This window comes from Citrobacter sp. Cpo040 (assembly GCF_030332915.1).
GTDB classification, from domain to species: domain Bacteria; phylum Pseudomonadota; class Gammaproteobacteria; order Enterobacterales; family Enterobacteriaceae; genus Citrobacter; species Citrobacter portucalensis.
In genome coordinates this window covers 165,072-185,092 of record NZ_JAOWGX010000037.1, presented here as the reverse complement: position 1 = coordinate 185,092, position 20,021 = coordinate 165,072, and the positions used below count along the sequence as shown (strand labels likewise).

19 protein-coding genes are annotated in these 20,021 nt (G+C 54.8%); 10 read left to right on the top strand and 9 right to left on the bottom strand.

Going from position 1 to position 20,021, the window contains the following annotated elements; all coding sequences use genetic code 11:
- Genes OGX86_RS19450 through hycI form a run of 6 tightly spaced genes read left to right on the top strand, consistent with a single transcriptional unit; the run spans position 1 to position 4,840 of the window.
- Positions 1-924, top strand: a complete 924-nt coding sequence (locus OGX86_RS19450) for a respiratory chain complex I subunit 1 family protein (RefSeq protein ID WP_003825914.1) — start codon at positions 1-3, stop codon at positions 922-924.
- 17 nt (positions 925-941) lie between these two features.
- Positions 942-2,651: a formate hydrogenlyase subunit HycE gene (gene hycE / locus OGX86_RS19445; RefSeq protein ID WP_048215684.1), complete on the top strand. Its 1,710-nt coding sequence runs from the start codon at positions 942-944 to the stop codon at positions 2,649-2,651.
- 9 nt (positions 2,652-2,660) lie between these two features.
- A complete protein-coding gene (locus OGX86_RS19440) occupies positions 2,661-3,203 on the top strand; it encodes a formate hydrogenlyase complex iron-sulfur subunit (protein WP_032944742.1) in 543 nt (180 codons plus the stop codon).
- The gene (gene hycG / locus OGX86_RS19435) at positions 3,203-3,970 is read left to right on the top strand and encodes a formate hydrogenlyase subunit HycG (RefSeq protein ID WP_213786238.1); all 768 of its coding nucleotides are present in this window, start codon (positions 3,203-3,205) and stop codon (positions 3,968-3,970) included. The genes OGX86_RS19440 and hycG overlap by 1 nt, the downstream gene beginning before the upstream one ends.
- Positions 3,967-4,377, top strand: a complete 411-nt coding sequence (locus OGX86_RS19430; protein WP_003037385.1) for a formate hydrogenlyase maturation HycH family protein — start codon at positions 3,967-3,969, stop codon at positions 4,375-4,377. The genes hycG and OGX86_RS19430 overlap by 4 nt, the downstream gene beginning before the upstream one ends.
- Positions 4,370-4,840, top strand: coding sequence for a hydrogenase maturation peptidase HycI (gene hycI, locus OGX86_RS19425; protein WP_003037382.1), 471 nt, complete (start codon positions 4,370-4,372; stop codon positions 4,838-4,840). The genes OGX86_RS19430 and hycI overlap by 8 nt, the downstream gene beginning before the upstream one ends.
- A 56-nt stretch (positions 4,841-4,896) precedes the next feature.
- Here the strand turns inward: hycI and OGX86_RS19420 are convergent, their stop codons facing one another.
- From OGX86_RS19420 to ascF, 3 genes are all read right to left on the bottom strand, one after another.
- Entirely contained in the window at positions 4,897-5,136 is a 240-nt protein-coding gene (locus tag OGX86_RS19420) for a SymE family type I addiction module toxin (RefSeq protein WP_008785630.1), read from the bottom strand.
- A gap of 172 nt (positions 5,137-5,308) precedes the next feature.
- Positions 5,309-6,733: a 6-phospho-beta-glucosidase gene (locus OGX86_RS19415; protein WP_286640442.1), complete on the bottom strand. Its 1,425-nt coding sequence runs from the start codon at positions 6,731-6,733 to the stop codon at positions 5,309-5,311.
- 22 nt (positions 6,734-6,755) lie between these two features.
- A complete protein-coding gene (gene ascF / locus OGX86_RS19410) occupies positions 6,756-8,210 on the bottom strand; it encodes a PTS cellobiose/arbutin/salicin transporter subunit IIBC (protein WP_286640440.1) in 1,455 nt (484 codons plus the stop codon).
- 264 nt (positions 8,211-8,474) lie between these two features.
- Here ascF and OGX86_RS19405 point away from each other — a divergent pair, with 264 nt between their 5' ends.
- The 3 genes from OGX86_RS19405 (at position 8,475) to hypF (ending at position 12,563) form a co-directional block, all read left to right on the top strand.
- A complete protein-coding gene (locus OGX86_RS19405; protein WP_048215688.1) occupies positions 8,475-9,488 on the top strand; it encodes a LacI family DNA-binding transcriptional regulator in 1,014 nt (337 codons plus the stop codon).
- Positions 9,489-9,633: 145 nt separating this feature from the next.
- Complete coding sequence (gene hydN / locus OGX86_RS19400; protein ID WP_048225262.1) at positions 9,634-10,179, top strand: electron transport protein HydN; 546 nt, start codon at positions 9,634-9,636, stop codon at positions 10,177-10,179.
- Positions 10,180-10,322: 143 nt separating this feature from the next.
- Positions 10,323-12,563: a carbamoyltransferase HypF gene (gene hypF / locus OGX86_RS19395; protein WP_286640438.1), complete on the top strand. Its 2,241-nt coding sequence runs from the start codon at positions 10,323-10,325 to the stop codon at positions 12,561-12,563.
- Between the two features lie 162 nt (positions 12,564-12,725).
- On the opposite strand, the gene norW is transcribed toward hypF, so the two are convergent.
- A complete protein-coding gene (gene norW / locus OGX86_RS19390; protein ID WP_286640436.1) occupies positions 12,726-13,859 on the bottom strand; it encodes an NADH:flavorubredoxin reductase NorW in 1,134 nt (377 codons plus the stop codon).
- Entirely contained in the window at positions 13,856-15,304 is a 1,449-nt protein-coding gene (norV, locus tag OGX86_RS19385; protein WP_286640434.1) for an anaerobic nitric oxide reductase flavorubredoxin, read from the bottom strand. Before norV ends, norW begins: the two co-directional genes overlap by 4 nt.
- 191 nt (positions 15,305-15,495) lie before the next feature.
- Here norV and norR point away from each other — a divergent pair, with 191 nt between their 5' ends.
- Positions 15,496-17,016, top strand: coding sequence for a nitric oxide reductase transcriptional regulator NorR (norR, locus tag OGX86_RS19380; RefSeq protein ID WP_048215691.1), 1,521 nt, complete (start codon positions 15,496-15,498; stop codon positions 17,014-17,016).
- On the opposite strand, the gene gutQ is transcribed toward norR, so the two are convergent.
- From gutQ to srlD, 4 genes are all read right to left on the bottom strand, one after another.
- On the bottom strand, positions 17,013-17,978 hold the full coding sequence (gutQ, locus tag OGX86_RS19375) for an arabinose-5-phosphate isomerase GutQ (RefSeq protein WP_003825938.1): 966 nt from the start codon (positions 17,976-17,978) through the stop codon (positions 17,013-17,015). The genes norR and gutQ overlap by 4 nt on opposite strands.
- Positions 17,971-18,744 (bottom strand): glucitol operon DNA-binding transcriptional repressor SrlR, encoded by a 774-nt coding sequence (gene srlR, locus OGX86_RS19370; RefSeq protein WP_003037350.1) that lies wholly within the window; start codon positions 18,742-18,744, stop codon positions 17,971-17,973. The genes gutQ and srlR overlap by 8 nt, the downstream gene beginning before the upstream one ends.
- Positions 18,745-18,814: 70 nt before the next feature.
- Positions 18,815-19,174: a transcriptional regulator GutM gene (gene gutM, locus OGX86_RS19365; RefSeq protein ID WP_008785622.1), complete on the bottom strand. Its 360-nt coding sequence runs from the start codon at positions 19,172-19,174 to the stop codon at positions 18,815-18,817.
- A gap of 55 nt (positions 19,175-19,229) precedes the next feature.
- Positions 19,230-20,009, bottom strand: a complete 780-nt coding sequence (srlD, locus tag OGX86_RS19360; protein ID WP_048215692.1) for a sorbitol-6-phosphate dehydrogenase — start codon at positions 20,007-20,009, stop codon at positions 19,230-19,232.
- Positions 20,010-20,021 lie beyond the last annotated feature (12 nt).

Sequence of the window (20,021 nt, the reverse complement as noted above, 5' to 3'; positions counted from 1 at the left end):
ATGAGTGTTTTATATCCGTTAATTCAGGCGCTGGTGCTGTTTGCCGTTGCGCCGCTGCTGTCCGGTGTTACCCGCGTGGCGCGTGCGCGTTTGCACAATCGCCGCGGTCCGGGCGTTTTGCAGGAATACCGCGACATTATCAAACTGCTGGGCCGTCAGAGCATTGCGCCTGCGGATTCCAGCTGGGTTTTCCGCCTGACGCCGTTTGTGATGGTGGGCGTGATGCTGACTATCGCCACTGCGTTGCCGGTAGTGACCGTTGGCTCGCCGCTGCCACAACTGGGCGATCTGATCACCTTAATTTACCTGTTCGCCATCGCCCGTTTCTTCTTCTCTATCGCGGGACTGGATACCGGTAGCCCGTTTACCGCCATTGGCGCCAGCCGTGAAGCGATGCTCGGTGTGCTGGTTGAACCCATCCTGCTGCTGGGGCTGTGGGTAGCGGCACAGGTTGCGGGTTCAACCCATATCAGCAATATCGCCGATACCATTTACCACTGGCCTGCTGCGCGCAGCATCCCGCTGATTCTGGCACTGTGCGCCTGTGCTTTCGCCACCTTTATCGAAATGGGCAAACTGCCGTTCGATCTGGCGGAAGCAGAGCAGGAGCTGCAGGAAGGTCCATTGACTGAATACAGCGGCAGCGGTTTTGCCGTGCTGAAGTGGGGCATTAGCCTCAAACAGCTGGTCGTTCTGCAAATGTTCGTTGGCGTGTTCCTGCCGTGGGGACAGATGGAAACCTTCACCGCCGGTGGACTGCTGCTGGCGCTGGTGATTGCCGTCGTCAAGCTGGTCCTCGGCGTGCTGGTCATCGCCCTGTTCGAAAACAGCATGGCGCGTCTGCGTTTTTGCGCCACTTCACGCGTGACCTGGGCCGGTTTTGGGTTTGCGTTTTTAGCGTTCGTCTCCTTGCTGGTGGCGTGATTTAAGAGAGTTTGAGCATGTCTGAAGAAAAATTAGGTCAACAATATCTCGCTGCGCTGCACCAGGCCTTTCCGGGCGTGGTGCTGGATGAAGCCTGGCAGACCAAAGATCAGCTGACGATCACCGTCAAGGTGAACTACCTGCCGGAAGTGGTGGAGTTCCTGTACTACAAACAGGGCGGCTGGTTGTCCGTGCTGTTTGGTAACGACGAACGTCAGCTGTGCGGCCATTACGCCGTTTATTACGTGATGTCGATGGAGCAGGGCACCAAGTGCTGGATCACCGTCCGCGTTGAAGTGGATGCCAATAAGCTGGAATTCCCATCCGTGACGCCACGCGTTCCGGCTGCCGTCTGGGGCGAGCGTGAAGTGCGCGACATGTACGGTTTGATCCCGGTTGGTTTGCCGGATGAACGTCGTCTGGTGTTACCGGATGACTGGCCGGACGAGCTGTATCCGCTGCGTAAAGACAGTATGGATTATCGTCAGCGCCCGGCGCCGACTACTGATGCTGAAACCTACGAGTTCATCAACGAACTGGGCGACAAGAAAAATAACGTGGTGCCGATTGGCCCGTTGCACGTCACCTCCGATGAACCCGGTCACTTCCGCCTGTTTGTGGATGGCGAGAACATTATCGACGCCGACTACCGTCTGTTCTATGTCCACCGCGGCATGGAGAAACTGGCGGAAACCCGTATGGGTTATAACGAAGTGACGTTCCTGTCGGATCGCGTGTGCGGCATCTGCGGCTTTGCGCATAGCACCGCTTATACCACCTCCGTTGAGAATGCGATGGGCATCGTGGTGCCGGAACGTGCGCAGATGATCCGCGCCATTCTGCTGGAAGTTGAGCGTCTGCACTCGCACCTGCTGAACCTCGGCCTGGCCTGCCACTTCACCGGTTTTGACTCCGGCTTTATGCAGTTCTTCCGCGTGCGTGAAACGTCGATGAAGATGGCGGAGATCCTCACCGGGGCGCGTAAAACTTACGGTATGAACCTGATCGGCGGTATCCGTCGTGACCTGCTGAAAGACGATATGATCCAGACCCGTCAACTGGCGCAGCAGATGCGTCGTGAGGTGCAGGAACTGGTCGATATGCTGCTCAGTACGCCGAACATGGAACAGCGTACCGTGGGTATTGGTCGTTTGGATCCAGAAATCGCTCGCGACTTTAGTAACGTCGGTCCGATGGTTCGCGCCAGCGGTCACGCGCGTGACACCCGCGCCGATCACCCGTTTGTCGGCTATGGTCTGCTGCCGATGGAAGTTCACAGCGAGCAGGGCTGCGACGTTATTTCTCGCCTGAAAGTCCGTATCAATGAAGTCTATACCGCACTGAACATGATCGACTTTGGTCTGGACAACCTGCCGGGCGGCCCGCTGGCGGTGGAAGGCTTTACCTATATTCCTCACCGTTTCGCACTGGGCTTTGCTGAAGCGCCGCGTGGAGATGACATCCACTGGAGCATGACCGGCGACAACCAGAAACTGTATCGCTGGCGCTGCCGTGCGGCGACTTACGCCAACTGGCCGACGCTGCGCTACATGCTGCGTGGCAATACCGTTTCCGATGCCCCGCTGATTATCGGTAGCCTCGATCCTTGCTACTCCTGTACTGACCGTATGACTGTGGTCGATGTGCGTAAGAAGAAGAGCAAAGTCGTGCCGTACAAAGAACTTGAGCGCTACAGCATCGAGCGTAAAAACTCGCCGCTGAAATAAGGAATCGCCATGTTTACCTTTATCAAAAAAGTCATCAAAACCGGGGCGCCGACGTCGTCGTATCCGCTGGAGCCAATTGCGGTCGATAAAAATTTCCGCGGTAAACCCGAGCACAATCCGCAGCAGTGCATCGGCTGTGCGGCCTGTGTCAATGCGTGCCCGTCGAACGCTCTGACGGTAGAAACCGATCTGGTCACCAATGAGCTGGCGTGGCAGTTCAACCTTGGGCGCTGCATTTTCTGCGCCCGCTGCGAAGAAGTCTGCCCGACAGCGGCAATCAAGCTGTCGCAGGAGTATGAGCTGGCGGTGTGGAAGAAAGATGATTTCCTGCAGCAGTCTCGTTTTGCGCTGTGTAATTGCCGCGTATGTAACCGTCCGTTTGCGGTGCAAAAAGAGATTGATTACGCCATTGCGCTGCTTAAGCACAACGGTGATACCCGCGCGGAAAACCACCGTGAAAGCTTTGAGACCTGCCCGGACTGTAAGCGCCAGAAATGCCTGGTGCCGTCTGACCGTATTGAACTGACTCGCCATATGAAAGAGGCCAGCTGATGAGCAATTTATTAGGCCCACGTGACGCCAACGGTATTCCGGTACCGATGACGGTGGATGAATCCATTGCCAGCATGAAAGCATCGCTGCTGAAAAGCATCAAGCGTTCAGCGTATGTTTACCGCGTGGACTGCGGCGGCTGCAACGGTTGCGAAATCGAAATCTTTGCTACGCTTTCTCCGCTGTTTGATGCCGAACGTTTTGGCATCAAAGTCGTCCCGTCACCGCGCCATGCGGATATTCTGCTGTTTACCGGCGCGGTAACCCGTGCCATGCGCTCTCCGGCGCTGCGTGCCTGGCAGTCTGCGCCAGATCCGAAAATTTGTATCTCTTACGGTGCTTGTGGGAACAGCGGCGGTATCTTCCACGATTTATACTGCGTATGGGGCGGCACGGACAAAATCGTACCGGTGGACGTGTATATTCCAGGTTGTCCGCCGACGCCTGCGGCAACGCTGTACGGTTTTGCCATGGCGTTGGGTCTGCTGGAGCAAAAAATTCACGCGCGTGCGCCGGGTGAACTGGACGAACAGCCGGCGGAAATTCTGCATCCGGACATGGTTCAGCCGCTGCGTGTGAAGGTGGATCGTGAAGCCCGCCGTCTGGCGGGATACCGCTATGGTCGCCAGATTGCTGATGACTATATGATGCAGTTAGGGCAGGGCGAGCATCAGGTGGCGCGCTGGCTGGAAGCGGAAAACGATCCGCGTCTGACCGAGATCGTCACGCATCTTAATCATGTTGTCGAAGAGGCGCGTATCCGATGAGTGAAACGGTGGTGTTCAGTCAACTGAGCCGTAAGTTTATTGATGAGAACGATGCGACGCCCGCTGAGGCGCAGCAGGTTGTCTATTACAGCCTGGCGATTGGTCACCACCTTGGGATCATCGATTGCCTGGAAGCGGCGTTAACTTGTCCATGGGACGAATATCTGGCATGGATTGCTACCCTTGCTGAGGGAAGCGAAGCCCGCCGGAAAATGGAAGGCGTGCCGAAATACGGCGAGATCGTTATCGATTTCAACCATGTGCAAATGCTGGCGCGCGCGTTCGATGATGCGCGTGCCGTGCAGACCCCGCAGCAGCAGGAGTGGAGCAAGCTGATGCTTAGCATGCTGCACGACATACACCAGGAAAGCGCCATCTATCTGATGGTGAGGAGACACCGTGACTGACGTTTTATTATGTGTGGGTAACAGCATGATGGGCGATGACGGCGCGGGCCCGCTGCTGGCGGAAATGTGTGCTGCAAATCCTCAAGGCAACTGGGTTGTCATTGACGGCGGTAGCGCGCCGGAGAACGATATTGTCGCCATCCGTGAACTGCGTCCGCAACGTTTGTTGATTGTTGATGCCACCGATATGGGGCTGAACCCCGGTGAAATCCGCATTATCGATCCCGATGACATTGCCGAGATGTTCATGATGACCACCCACAACATGCCGCTGAACTACCTGGTAGATCAGCTGAAAGACGATGTTGGTGAGGTAATTTTCCTCGGCATTCAACCGGACATCGTCGGTTTTTACTACCCGATGACACAGCCGATCAAAGATGCTGTTGATACCGTCTATCAGCGATTAGCCGGTTGGGAAGGACACGGTGGATTCTCCGAGCTGGAAGCACCAGAAGAGTAAACCGTATCAGTGCCGGATGTGAACGACATCCGGCCTGTTTTCCCAGTGTATCCTCGTCATTCAATTGCCTGCTCAATAATTAATTTCCCCTGCATCACTGATACATTCACTGCCGTCCCGGTAGGGAATCCCGCTTGTTCCAGCCAGTCGCCGTTCAGCGTGAGTGAGGCGTGACGACTGATTCGTCGCGTATAACCCGTTTTTGGATCTTCATGGCGTTTTCTGACATAGCTGACTTTCAAGCGACGTACCGGTTTGGTGATTGCCACCGCTGTTTTGCCCTTTTTATCAAACATGCACGCTTCCTTGTGGTGAACGGCCTGGATTAAAAACTACTGAATAAAATGCCAGTAAAAAAGGGGGAGGGCAAACCTGAAACTGGAAGGACGATTCCAAATCCGGAATGTAATAAATGAAATGAAAATATGCACTTCTGCCGGAAGGCTGTAACCCCCTCCGGCAGATTCGTCATGCCAGATTGGCACCGTTACTGGCGATGACTTTTTTGTACCACCAGAATGATTTCTTGCGTGTACGTGCCAGCGTGCCGTTGCCCGCGTCATCGCGGTCCACATAGACAAAACCGTAGCGTTTGCTCATCTCACCGGTTGAGGCAGAAACCAGATCGATACAGCCCCAGGTGGTGTAACCCATCAGCGGCACGCCATCTTCAATCGCGTCTGCCATGGCGCGAATATGTTCGCGTAAATAGCTGATGCGATAGTCGTCATTGATCTCACCGTTAGCATCGATTTCATCTTTCGCTCCCAGCCCGTTTTCCACCAGAAACAGCGGTTTCTGGTAGCGGTCATACATCATATTCATGGTGATGCGCAGGCCGAGCGGATCGATTCCCCAGCCCCATTCACTGGCGGCAATGTACGGATTACGCAGCGACTTCACCACGTTGGCAGCGCTGGTATTGCCCGTGTTCATTTCAGCGGAGGCGCAGCGCGATGCGTAATAGCTGAAAGAGACGAAATCGACGGTGTTTTTCAGGATGTCGTCGTCTTCCGGGGCTTTTTCGATTACCACTCCTTTTTCGCGAAACACGCGGGCAGAGTAAGCCGGGTAGGCCCCGCGCGCCTGCACATCAATAAAGAACAGGTTTTCACGGTCTTTTTCCAGTGCGGTCCACACATCTTCCGGCTTACACGAGTAAGGATAAAAATTACCACCAGCCAGCATACAACCGACCTGGTTTTGCGGATTAATTTCATGGGCTATTTTAGTCGCCAGGGCGCTGGCTATCAGTTCGTGGTGAGCGGACTGATATTTCACCTGATCCTGATTTTCACCTTCTTCAAATACCAGCCCGGCGCCTGAAAAGGGGCTGTGCAGCATAATGTTGATTTCGTTGAACGTCAGCCAGTACTTCACCAGACCGTCAAAGGTCTCGAAGCAGGTACGGGCGTAGCGGGTAAAGAACTCCACCATTTTGCGGTTACGCCAGGAGCCGTACTCGGTGACCAGATGCATAGGCACATCGAAGTGACACAGCGTGACTAATGGCTCAATACCGTATTTTTTACACTCGGCAAACACGGCCCGATAAAACGCGATTCCGTCTTCATTCGGCGTCAGCTCGTCGCCGTTAGGGTAGAGGCGGCTCCAGGCAATGGAAGTACGAAAAACCGTAAACCCCATTTCCGCCATCAGCGCGATATCTTCTTTATAGCGATGATAAAAGTCGATCGCCTGATGGCTGGGATAAAATTCGTCATCCCGCAGCGTAAAGCGCTTTTCCTGACCCAGTTTGACGGGCATGCGGTGTGTGCCGTGGGGGATCATATCGACGGTAGTCAGCCCTTTGCCGCCTTCCCGGTATGCCCCTTCAGACTGGTTGGCGGCCAGTGCGCCGCCCCATAAAAATCCTTGCGGAAAAACAGACATAATTAACCTCAGTTCATACCAGTCAAATGCTGGCTCCATTGATATTGCCCGGTTGTGCGGCCTGGTTTTTTCTGGCCTGCGCGGCTGCATCTTCGACAGGAATATCGTCAAAGCCGAGAATCAGCGTTAGTACAAAAGAAAGCACTACCGCCAGTGCCATCACGCCAAATACCCAAACGATGGTCATCGGATTGGCCGGATCGAAAAACTGGACGCTGGTGAACAGACCTGGAGCCGCCATGGAGTGGCTTGCAAGCCCGGCCATTCCAGCAACAGCACCGCAGATAAAACCGCTGATAAGGCTCGCAATCAGCGGACGTTTCAAGCGGATTGCCACGCCATATAGCGCGGGTTCGGAAATGCCCGCCATGATGGCTGAGGCGGCAGCTGCTAATGCAGTCTGGCGCAGCTCCGGGTTTTTGGTTTTCCATGCCACTGCCAGCGATGAACCACCTAACGACAAATTGGCGCCAATTTCCGATGGCATTACCATGCCTTCTTTTCCGGTTTCGGCAATCGTCTGAATAATGGTTGGCGTAAAGACACGGTGCATACCGGTCATTACCAGCAGCGGCCACAGCGCGCCCATAATGGCCACTGACAGCCAGCCGAGATAGCCGTGGATGGTATAGACCAGCGCTGAAATCGCGCTACCGATCCAGATACCGATCGGGCCAATGATGACGATGGCGAGCGGGGCAGCGATCAGCACGATCAGCATCGGTTTGAGGAAGTTTTTGGTCACCGCCGGAGTTATACGATCGACCCAGCGTTCGATGTATGACAAGCACCAGGTCATGACCATCGCCGGGATCACCGTGTAGGTGTATTTCACCGCCGTCACTGGGATCAGGGCAAACTCAACGTGCTCACCCTGCGCGGCCTTCGCCATCAGGTCGATAAAGCTGGGATGCACCAGTACGCCCGCGATGGCGATAGCCAGCGACATGTTGGTTTTGAATTTGATAGCGGCCGACGCGGCGACCATCAGCGGCAGGAAGAAGAATGCACCGTCGCCAATGACGGTCAGAATGGTGAGCGTGGACGATCCTTTCACCAGCACGCCGGTCATTTCCAGAACCATCGCCAGCAGCTTGAGCATTGATCCGCCGATAATCGCCGGGATCAACGGCGACATTGTGCCGATCAGCGCATCAAGGATCCCCGCGCCAATTCGCTTCAGCGTCAGTCGGGGTTTGATTTGCGGCTCAGCAGGCTGCATGTTGGCAGGCAACAGGCTGACCACTTCACGATATGCCTGCGAAACGGTGTTGCCGATAATCACCTGACACTGGTTCTCGTTGCGCACCACGCCCAGCACGCCAGTGAGGGTTTTCAGCGTCGCGCTGTCGACCTGCGAGTCATCTTTGATAACGAAACGCAAACGGGTCATACAGTGGGTCACTGCTGTGATGTTGTCGACGCCTCCCAGAGCCGTCACAACGGAGCGCGCCAGCGCTGCATAATTCTTGGACATCGGATTTAATCCTGTTTTATCAGTAGAGTACGTTATTTTTTATCCGTTTACGTGGGTCGCTTTTCTGGGTTGATGAAACGCAGATAGGAAACCGGTTCCACAAAAGCATGTTTAAATTGAATTAACTGATCAAGATTTAATTTTGATCAGTTTTTGTAATTGTGACCCCGATCACCAGATGTCAGCGTCTGCGATTTAGCAGCAAGGACAGCGGCAAAACGGTGCAGTACACTGCGTCACATTGAGAGAAAAGGGATGAGTAATATGACCACGATGCTGGAGGTGGCGAAGCGTGCCGGAGTGTCGAAAGCGACGGTTTCCCGGGTGCTTTCCGGAAACGGCTATGTCAGCCAGGAAACCAAAGACCGCGTGTTTCAGGCTATTGAAGAGAGTGGTTACCGCCCAAATTTGCTGGCGCGCAGTCTCGCGGCGAAAACCACGCAGACACTGGGTCTGGTGGTAACAAACACCCTTTATCACGGCGTCTATTTCAGCGAACTGCTGTTTCATACCGCGCGGATGGCGGAAGATAAAGGGCGCCAGCTGTTACTGGCTGACGGTAAGCATAGCGCTGAGGAAGAGCGCCAGGCGATCCAGTATCTGCTCGACCTGCGCTGTGACGCGATTATGATATATCCGCGTTTTCTCAGCGTGGATGAGATAGATGACATCATCGATGCCCACAGCCAGCCGATTATGGTGCTTAATCGACGCCTGCGGAAAAACAGTAGCCACAGCGTATGGTGCGATCAAAAGCAGACCAGCTTTAACGCCGTTACTCAGCTCATTGCCACCGGGCATAAAGAGATTGGTTTTATTACCGGCTCGATGGATTCGCCAACCGGCGTGGAGCGACTTTCAGGCTATAAAGACGCGCTGGCACATCATGGGATCGCGCTAAATAATGATCTGATTGTTAAAGGGAAATGGACGCCAGCCTGCGGCGCAGCGGGTGTGGATACTTTGCTTTCGCGCAAGGTCAATTTTACCGCATTGGTGGCCAGCAATGACGATATGGCGATCGGCGCGATGAAGCAGTTACACGAGCATGGTGTGAGCGTTCCCGCACAGGTGTCGGTGATTGGCTTTGATGATATCGCCCTCGCGCCATACACTATTCCGGCGCTTTCCAGCGTTAAAATTCCGGTAACAGAAATGATTCAGGAAACGATTGGGCGCCTGATCTTTATGTTAGGTGACGGGGCGTTTACGCCGTCAAAGACCTTCACCGGTGAACTCATTGCGCGCGACTCAGTTGCGCCGCCCGTTTCGCGCTGACAGCTGTCATTTGTCATCGTCACTAGTGACGATGACACGCCCTTCTTGCGTTCTTCAGAATAAAATTCCTTTAAAAACAGCAAATTAAATTCTGGCACGATTTGTGTATGCTTCGGCAGATATTCTGTCATTGCTGGAGAAATTGATGAACCGTTTCATCATTGCAGACGCCAATAAATGCATTGGTTGCCGTACCTGTGAAGTGGCCTGCGTGGTATCCCATCAGGATAACCAGGACTGCGCATCGCTGACCCCTGAAACCTTTTTACCCCGCATTCACGTCATCAAAGGTGTTAATGTCTCCACGGCGACGCTGTGCCGCCAGTGCGAAGACGCGCCGTGCGCTAACGTCTGTCCGAACGGTGCGATCAGCCGTGATAAAGGTTTTGTCCACGTAATGCAGGAACGCTGCATTGGCTGTAAAACCTGCGTTGTGGCTTGTCCTTACGGCGCAATGGAAGTGGTCGTGCGTCCGGTCGTGCGTAACAGCGGCGCAGGTCTGAACGTCCGTGCAGAAAAAGCTGAAGCCAATAAGTGCGACCTGTGCCACCATCGTGAGACTGGTCCTGCCTGTATGGAAGTGTGCCCGACTCACGCACTGATATATGTGGATCGCAATAAGCTTGAGCAACTGAGTGCGGAAAAACGTCGTCGCGCCGCGCTGGATTCCACCGCATCTTTGCTGTTCTGATATCTGAAAATCCGCGTAAAATACGGTAGTACTTATGCCGGATGGCGGCTTTGCCTTATCCGGCCTACTGTTCGCATCCACGTAGGCCTGATAAGCGTAGCGCCATCAGGCAAACCGGGATAGATGACTGCGGGAACGACTTAATGACAATAAACAACCACTCCGGCGTACAGCTGCGTATTCGCGGCAAAGTACAGGGCGTCGGATTTCGCCCCTACGTCTGGCAACTGGCGCAGCGCTTACAACTGCATGGCGATGTGTGTAACGACGGTGACGGTGTGGTTGTGCGCTTACAGGAAGATCCGGCGGTGTTTATTGCGCAGTTGCATCAACACTGCCCACCGCTGGCGCGCATTGACAGCGTTGAGAGTGAACCATTCGCCTGGACGCAGCAGCCTGCCGATTTCTCGATTCGTCAAAGTGCTGGCGGTACGATGAATACGCAAATCGTTCCGGACGCCGCGACCTGTCCCGAATGCCTTGTAGAAATGAACACCCCCGGCGAACGTCGTTACCGATACCCCTTTATCAACTGCACCCACTGTGGTCCGCGTTTTACGATTATCCGCGCGATGCCCTACGATCGTCCGTTTACCGTAATGGCGTCATTCCCACTCTGCGCGCAATGTGACAAAGAGTATCGCGATCCGTACGACCGTCGCTTCCACGCCCAGCCAGTGGCTTGTCCGGCATGCGGCCCTCATCTGGAGTGGTTCTGTGCAGGTGAGCGAGCGGAGAAAGAAGAGGCGCTGCAGGCGGCGGTAACGCGGCTGAAAGCAGGCGGTATTGTGGCGGTTAAAGGCATTGGTGGGTTTCATCTGGTGTGCGATGCGCGAAATGATAACGCCGTAGCGCTACTCAGGCTGCGCAAACACCGTCCGGCGAAACCTCTGGCAGTGATGCTGCCCTCTGATGAAGGATTGTCTGAACCCGCTCGTCGTTTGCTGACTACCCCTGCTGCGCCGATCGTGCTGGTGCAGAAACGCTATGTCGCTGCATTGAGCGAGGGCATTGCGCCGGGGTTAACGGAGGTTGGCGTCATGCTGCCAGCGAATCCGTTACAGCATTTGCTCTTACAAGAGATGAATTGTCCGCTGGTGATGACTTCTGGCAACCTCAGCGGCAGGCCTCCGGCCATTACCAACGCCCAGGCGCTGGAAGATTTACACGACATTGCCGACGGTTTCCTGCTGCATAATCGCGAAATTGTGCAGCGGATGGATGACTCCGTGGTGCGTGACAGTGGGGAAATGCTGCGTCGTTCCCGGGGTTATGTGCCGGATGCGGTCGCACTACCACCAGGATTTCTCGACGTGCCGCCGATGCTGTGCTTAGGGGCGGATCTGAAAAATACTTTCTGTCTGGTGCGCGGCGAGCAGGCGGTTATCAGCCAGCATTTGGGCGATCTTAGCGATGACGGCATTCAGCAACAGTGGCGTGATGCGCTACGCCTGATCCAGAACATTTATGACTTTACGCCGCAGCGTATCGTGCATGATGCACACCCTGGCTATGTTTCCAGCCAGTGGGCCAGTGAAATGGAGCTGCCAACTGAAACGGTGCTACATCACCATGCGCATGCCGCTGCGTGTCTTGCGGAACACAGATGGCCGCTCAATGGCGGTGATGTGATTGCTCTGACGCTAGACGGTATCGGTATGGGGGAAAACGGCGCGCTGTGGGGTGGGGAGTGTTTGCGAGTTAACTATCGTGAATGCGAACACCTTGGCGGCTTACCGGCGGTAGCGCTGGCGGGCGGTGATCTGGCGGCAAAACAGCCGTGGCGTAATCTGCTCGCGCAGTGCCTGCGTTTTGTTCCTGACTGGCAGCGTTATCCGGAAACATCGGTGCTGCAACATCAAAACTGGAACGTGCTGGCGCGCGCTATTGAACGGGGAATTAACGCTCCGCTGGCGTCATCGTGCGGACGACTGTTTGATGCCGTTGCCGCCGCGTTGCAATGTGCACCGGAATCATTGAGTTATGAAGGTGAAGCGGCCTGTGCGCTTGAGGCGATGGCATCGCAATGTGATGGCGTTGATCACCCAGTCACGGTGCCGCTTGATGACAATCAGCTGGACTTAGCGGTTTTTTGGCAGCAATGGCTGAACTGGCAGGCCAAACCAGCAGAAAGGGCATGGGCGTTTCACGACGCGCTGGCGCGTGGGTTTGCCACTCTGATGCGAATGCAGGCCGAAGCGCGCGGGATTAAGACGTTAGTATTTAGCGGTGGCGTGATGCATAACCGCTTATTGTCGGCCCGTCTGGCGTTTTATCTGCGTGATTTTACCTTACTGTTCCCGCAGTGTTTACCGGCGGGCGACGGCGGGTTGTCATTGGGGCAGGGCGTGATTGCCGCGGCGCGAGCGTTGGCGCAAAAATAAAAAAAAGCCCCGGGACTGGCGGGGCAAGAAAAACATGTCGGGGCATACCGACAAGTGGCAACGCACATCCATGTGCGTGAGGTTAATAAATCAGTAGCAGCATTGCCGGGCAAAGTCGTAGGCCGGATAAGACGCGAAGCGGCGCCATCCGGTATCCCAGACTTACACAGGCAACGTTTTCAGCAGCGCAAAGGCCTCTTTCATGCGGTCTTCACTGACGACAAACGCACACAGCTGGCCTTCGTCGTTCATCCCTCTGGCAACCATTCCCTGCGCTTCGGCGGCGATGTGCCAGTTCAGATCGCGGCGCTGGGTTTCCCCGGCCAAATGCAGAGGCAGTTCTGGCGTTTTGACTTTTACCAGCATGGCTGGCAGTTTCAATGGCGCATTGCCGCCGAGCAGGTTTTTCGCCAGATACATGGCGCTCAGCTGAATCGGCTGCAGGAACGGGAGCACCTGACCGTTAATCTCCGCACAGTCGCCGAGAGCATAAATGTCCGGGTGGCTGGTTTGCAGGTAGCTATCGACGCAGACGCCACGATTGATGTTCAATCCGGCACGACGCGCCAGTGCGGTCTCCGGGCGTAAGCCGGTGGCGGCGATCACCGCATCGACTTCTACGCTGCGGCTACGATCGAGCGTGGCACGAATACCTGTCGCCGTTTTCTCCAGCCCCTGAAGCTGTGATTTCAGCAGCAGGTGTACGCCCATATCGGTCAGACGATGCTGTAAGCGACTGCTGACTTCCGGCGGCATCAGCGAAGCCAGAATGCTGGCGGCGTTGTCGATAAGCGTTACCGCTTTACCGGCACGACAAAAATCCATCGCCAGTTCACTGCCAATCAAGCCGCCGCCGACTATCAGTACCCGCTGGGCGTCACGCAGCTGCGTTTCACAAGCGCGATACTCTTGTTGGCTGTTCAACGTGAGCATTAACTCACGTCCGGTAACCGGCGGTACAAAGGCTGAAGCGCCCGTCGCCAGCACCAGTTTGTCGTACTGCCACTGCTGATCCTGGCTTTTCACTACGTGGGCATCAGCATCGATGTCGGTTACCCAGGTGTGCGGGAACAGGCGCAAATTAAACTGTTCGGCAAACTCCCCCGCCGACTGGCGGGTGAGGTCGTCTGCACGCTGTGACTGACTGATAACATGGCTGAGATCGGGCTTGTTGTACTCATCCATGCTGTCCGCAGCAATCAGGGTCAGCGGGACATTTGCATCCTGCTTACGGATATTTTTGACTAACTGGCGGGCGGCGAAGCCCGAACCAATAATGACAATTCCGCGGCTCATTTTGCCTCCGTTGCCAGGACGTCGAAGACGTCTTTACCTAATGAACATTCCGGGCACAGGAAGTTATCCGGCACGTTGCTCCACGGTGTTCCCGGCGCGACATCCTGCAGCGGTTCACCTTTTGCCGGGTCGTAAATCCACTGGCACACGCTGCACTGCATGCTAGGGCCAAGATCGGCGGCAGCCGCAGCGGCGCAAGCGCATTCTTCTTCTTTGGATGCGGGTTTCACGGTTGTTTCCGGCAGTGGAGCAAGCGCCCACTGACGCGCGATTTCACGGCCGTGCTGGCGGCATAGTTCCAGCGCATCCAGGTCCGGACGCCATTTCGCCTTCAGGCTCAGCGACATTTCGAAACCAGCATCCTGCAAACGCGTAGACAAACGGTCTACTGCGCCGCCGCTCCAGCCGTGTGAGCCAAAGGCGCTGGCGCGTTTGTTACGAAAACGCAGGCCGGTCATCTCTTCCACCAAACCGGCGATTTTTGGCATCATTACGTTGTTCATCGTCGAAGTACCGACCAGCACGCCTTTAGAGCGGAAGACGTTAGTCAGAACTTCGTTCTTATCGCTACGGGCGACGTTAAAGATTTTCACCGCCACGTTCGGGTCAACTTCGTTGATGCCCTGGGCTATAGCGTCCGCCATCATGCGGGTGTTGTTGGACATGGTGTCGTAGAAAATGGTGATGCGGTCTTCCTGATAATCCGCCGCCCATTTCAGATACATTTCCACGATTTGCGTCGGGTTGTCGCGCCATACCACGCCGTGGGAAGTAGCAATCATATCGACAGGCAGGTTGAAGCCGAGGATCTCAGTAATTTTCGGTGTAACCAGACGGCTGAACGGCGTCAGAATGTTGGCGTAGTAACGCTGGCACTGTTCGAACAGTTCGGTCTGGTCAACTTCGTCGTTAAACAGACGTTCGTCGCAGTAGTGCTGACCGAAGGCGTCGTTACTGAACAGCACCGCGTCGCCGGTCATGTAGGTCATCATGCTGTCAGGCCAGTGCAGCATTGGCGTTTCAACGAAGATCAGCTGTTTGCCGTTACCAATGTCCAGTGAATCACCGGTTTTCACCACGTTAAAGTTCCACTCCGGGTGATGGTGATGCCCGTTGATGGAGTCAATGGCGTTGGCTGTGCAGTAAATCGGCGTGTCCGGGATGCAGGACATCAGTTCAGTCAGCGCCCCTGCATGGTCTTCTTCCGCGTGGTTAATGATGATGTAGTCGATATCCGCGAGGTCAATTTCACTGCGCAGGTTCTGCACGAATTCACGGCTAAACTTGTGGTCTACTGTATCGATCAGGACATTTTTTTCTTCACGGATGAGATAGCTGTTGTAGCTGCTGCCGCGCAGCGTTTTGTATTCAGTCCCGTGGAAATCACGAACTTCCCAGTCACGTTGGCCAACCCAATGAATGTTATTTTTAACCAGAATAGACATAGCAACCTCAGTAATTAATTCAGCGTTTTTCTAAAAAAGATGTTTTGCTTATTGCAGGTTGCGTGCCAACTTTTTATCTTTTTGATTTTAATGGTTTTATTGTTTCCTGCTTATTAAGTGGTAGTCAAAATGACTATTCATTTTATTGTCAATATGACAATATGAATTGTCAAAATGACAATGAGGTAGTCATGAGCTTTTCCGTAGACGTGCTGGCGGGCATCGCCATTGAATTACAAAGCGGTATTGGACATCAGGACCGTTTTCAACGTCTGATAACCACTTTGCGTCAGGTGCTGGAGTGCGACGCGTCGGCACTGCTGCGCTATGAGTCGCGACAGTTTATTCCGCTGGCGATCGATGGGCTGGCGCAGGATGTTCTCGGCAGACGCTTTACTCTGGAAGGGCATCCGCGTCTGGAGGCGATTGCCCGCGCCGGAGACGTGGTTCGTTTCCCTGCCGACAGCGATTTGCCAGACCCATATGATGGTCTGATTCCGGGGCAGGAGAGTCTGAAGGTGCATGCCTGTATTGGGCTGCCGTTGTTCGCCGGTCAAAATTTGATTGGTGCGTTAACCCTGGATGGCATGGAGCCCGATCAGTTCGATGTTTTCAGCGATGAGGAGCTTAGGCTGATTGCCGCGCTGGCGGCGGGTGCGCTGAGCAATGCGCTGCTGATTGAACAACTGGAAAGCCAGAATATGCTGCCAGGTTCGTCAACCAACTTTGAGCAGGTGACGGAAACCCAGATGATTGGCCTGTCGCCCAATATGATGCAGTTGAAAAAAGAAATTGAGATTGTGGCGGGGTCCGATCTCAACGTGCTGATTAGCGGCGAAACAGGAACCGGGAAGGAGCTGGTGGCTAAAGCTATCCATGAAGGTTCGCCGCGCGCGGTGAATCCACTGGTGTATCTGAACTGCGCGGCGTTGCCGGAAACCGTAGCCGAAAGTGAGCTGTTTGGTCACGTAAAAGGTGCATTTACCGGGGCTATCAGCAATCGTAGCGGTAAGTTTGAAATGGCCGACAATGGGACGCTGTTTCTCGACGAGATAGGCGAACTCTCGCTGGCGCTACAGGCTAAGCTGCTGCGCGTATTGCAGTACGGCGATATTCAGCGCGTGGGTGACGATCGCAGCCTGCGCGTGGATGTGCGGGTGCTGGCGGCGACGAACCGTGATTTACGCGAAGAGGTGCTGGCCGGGAATTTCCGCGCGGATTTGTTCCACCGTCTGAGCGTTTTCCCCCTTTCTGTACCGCCTCTTCGTGAGCGCGGCGAAGATGTGGTGCTGCTGGCCGGCTATTTTTGCGAGCAATGCCGACTACGGCTGGGTCTTTCCCGCGTGGTGCTAAGCCCCGGAGCGCGTAGTCATCTGCTGAATTACGGCTGGCCCGGAAACGTGCGCGAGCTGGAACATGCCATTCACCGGGCGGTTGTTCTGGCCAGGGCTACCAGGGCAGGGGATGAAGTGGTGCTGGAGGCGCAGCATTTTGCCTTGCAGGATGAAGGTCCGGCTCCGCAGGTGGCGGAAGTTGTTGCGGAGATCCCACAACATCACAATCTGCGTGAAGCAACAGAGTCGTTCCAGCGGGAGATGATCCGCCGGGCACTGGCGCAAAATAATCACAGTTGGGCGGCAAGCGCGCGCGCGCTGGAAACAGACGTCGCCAACCTGCACCGGCTGGCGAAACGTCTGGGTCTGAAGGATTAGATAATACCGGCCTGATAGAAATCCTGCAGGTTGATAGCACCGGTGAGTTTACCGTTTTCATCGACCACCGGTGCGGCAGTGATTTTACGCTTCATCAGGATCTCTTTGGCGTCAATCGCGCGGCTCTGCGCCTGTAGCGTAATGCCATTCTGAGTCATAGCTTCGCTAACCTGGGTGGTGAGCGCTCCGCCGCCAACCAGCCAGCGGCGCAGGTCACCGTCGGTAAAGACCCCTTTCACCAGTGACTGGTCGTCGCAGACCGCGACCAGGCCAAGACCCGTGCGGCTGAGTTCCAGCATCGCGTCCATAACGCTGGTGGTGAGCTTCACCTGAGGTATGGCATCGTCACGGCGCATCAGATGATGCACTTTATTTAACAGACGAGCGCCCAGCGCACCTGCCGGATGTGAGCGGGCAAAATCTTCTTCGTTAAAGCCGCGCGCCTGCATTACGGCGATCGCCAGCGCGTCGCCCATCATCAACGTATTTACGGTGCTGGACGTCGGTGCCAGGCGCATCGGACAGGCTTCGCGCTCAACGGAAATATCCAGCACGGCTTTGGCTGCCAGACCCAACGGTGAGGTCGGTTTTCCGGTCATTGCCAGCAGTGCGACGGATTTGTCTTCCAGGCGTGGGATGATGAGATCCAGCTCTTTCGCACCACCGGAGTAGGAGATAAACAGCATGACATCACGGCTTTCGATCATCCCTAAGTCGCCGTGCAGCGCTTCCGCCGGATGCACAAAAAAGGCGGGCGTGCCGGTGCTGGCGAGGGTCGCCGCAATTTTTTTGCCAATATGACCTGATTTACCAATACCGGAGACAATGACTTTGCCTTCACAGTGGATAATCGTATTAGCGGCGCGGACAAAATCATCGCCCAGGCGTTCTGGCAGTCGGCTGGCTTCCTGTAGTTCCAGCATTAACGTCTGACGGCCCGCGTTCAGTAGTGCATCACTCATTGGTTTCTCCGGTTATGATCACTTCAATCCCTTTTGCTTCCAGCGCCTGACGAAACGCAGGGTCGATGCCCGCATCGGTAATCAGCTTGTCGACGCTTTCCAGACTGCATACAACATTAGGGCTTTTGCGCCCAAATTTTGACGAGTCAGCCATCAGAATCACTTCGCGAGCGGCATTGCACATCGCTTTACTGACGCTAAACACCTCATTAAAGGTGGTCACGCCGGCATTGAGGTCAATGCCGTCGGTGCCCATGAAGAGTTTATCAAAGCTGAACTGCTCAAAGGCGTTTTCTGCCAGCTGACCGTGAAATGACGCAGATTTTTTGCGAAAGGTCCCGCCGGGCATCAGGATAGTTTGCTCGTTGTCCAGCTCCGAAAGGGCGTTAACAATGTGCAGACTGTTGGTCATGACGGTGATGTTGCTAAAGCGCGTGAGCATCGGCACCATCTGCAGTACGGTGCTACCTGCATCCAGAATAATAGAGTCGCCATCGTGTATAAAACGGACGGCGGCTTCGGCAATCTGCTCTTTTTTATGCGTATTGATTAGCGTTTTGTGATCGATTGGCGGGTCGGATTCGTCTTTATTTAATACCACACCGCCATAGGTACGAATGACGGTTCCGGCATTTTCCAGAATGACCAGGTCTTTGCGAATGGTCGTGCCGGTCGTGTCAAAGTAGTGGGCCAGTTCTTCAACCGAGCATTTGCCCTGCTTTTGCAGATGCTCCAGTATGGCAGCCTGACGCTGACGAGGTTTCATAGGCGTGATTACCCTGACTTAATAAGTTGCAAAATGATAATTTCGCAAGCTATTAGCATTCACAACGAAATTACCCATGTTTCAGTTTAAGCGCCAATGATAGTGCATTCTGTGATAACGGATCATGGGGAAAGATCACATCAGGCTGTAAATCATCAAGATGTTTGCCCATTATCGTGGCAATTTTGCCTGGTCGGGCGAATACCGTAAGACCTTTCATAAATAACGTGTCGGTCACCCGTTGCTGCTCATCCAGCGCAATGGCTACCACCACGCGCGGTTTAAAACGCCCACCGGAGCGACCAACACCAACCCGACCTTGCTGGCAGAGTTGATCAAACGCCCGGTTAAAGCGGGATATTTGCCAGCCACCAAGCGCCAGTTGCAGGCACCAGGCGATAGCGGCGACGGTAATCAGTGCGGAAACCATTATGTACTCCTTTGATTTTGCCGGATAAGCGCAGCCGCCATCCGGCAATTCAACATTAAAACATCACCTGACCGCCGGTCACGTTGATGGACTGTCCGGTGCAGTAAGAGGCTTTTGGACTGGCGTAAAACAGCAGCATGTTCAGTACGTCCTGATAATCGCAGCCGCGTTTAAGCGGAACCTTATCAATGTAGTACTGCTCCACCTCATCTGGCTTAAGGCCCAGCTTGGTCGCATATTGCGGTAATAACGACTGAAACATTGGTGATTTCAGCAGGTTGCCGAGCATCAGCGAATGTACGGTGATCCCATACTCCGCCAGATCCAGCGCCAGCGACTGGGTTAAGCCCACGCCGCCAAATTTTGCCGCGCTGTAGCCTGAATTGTGTTTGCTGCCCACTTTCCCTGATTTTGAGTTGATCTGGATAATGCGTCCCTGCACGCCATCGCGGATCATCAGGCGTGAAAATTCACGAGCACAGAGGAAGTAGCCGACCAGATTGACCTGCAGCGAGCGGTCGAAATCCCCAAGCTGAAAGTCGCTGATAAACGCGGCTTTAGCGATACCCGCGCTGTAAACCAGCAGATCGGCACGACCGAATATTTCATCCACTCCGCGCGACAGCGCCAGCACGCTCTGTTCGCTGGTGGCATCTGCGCCAAAACCGTACGCGGTACCTTCGCCAAACTCGGCGTTAATTTCTTGCGCGACGTTGGCAGCTTTATCGCTTTGAATATCCACCACCGCGACGCGGTATCCTTCTGTCGCAAGCCCACGGCAAAGGAATGCCCCCAGGGTCTGGCCTCCACCAATGACAACGGCAACCTGATTCATTTTTATCTCCTT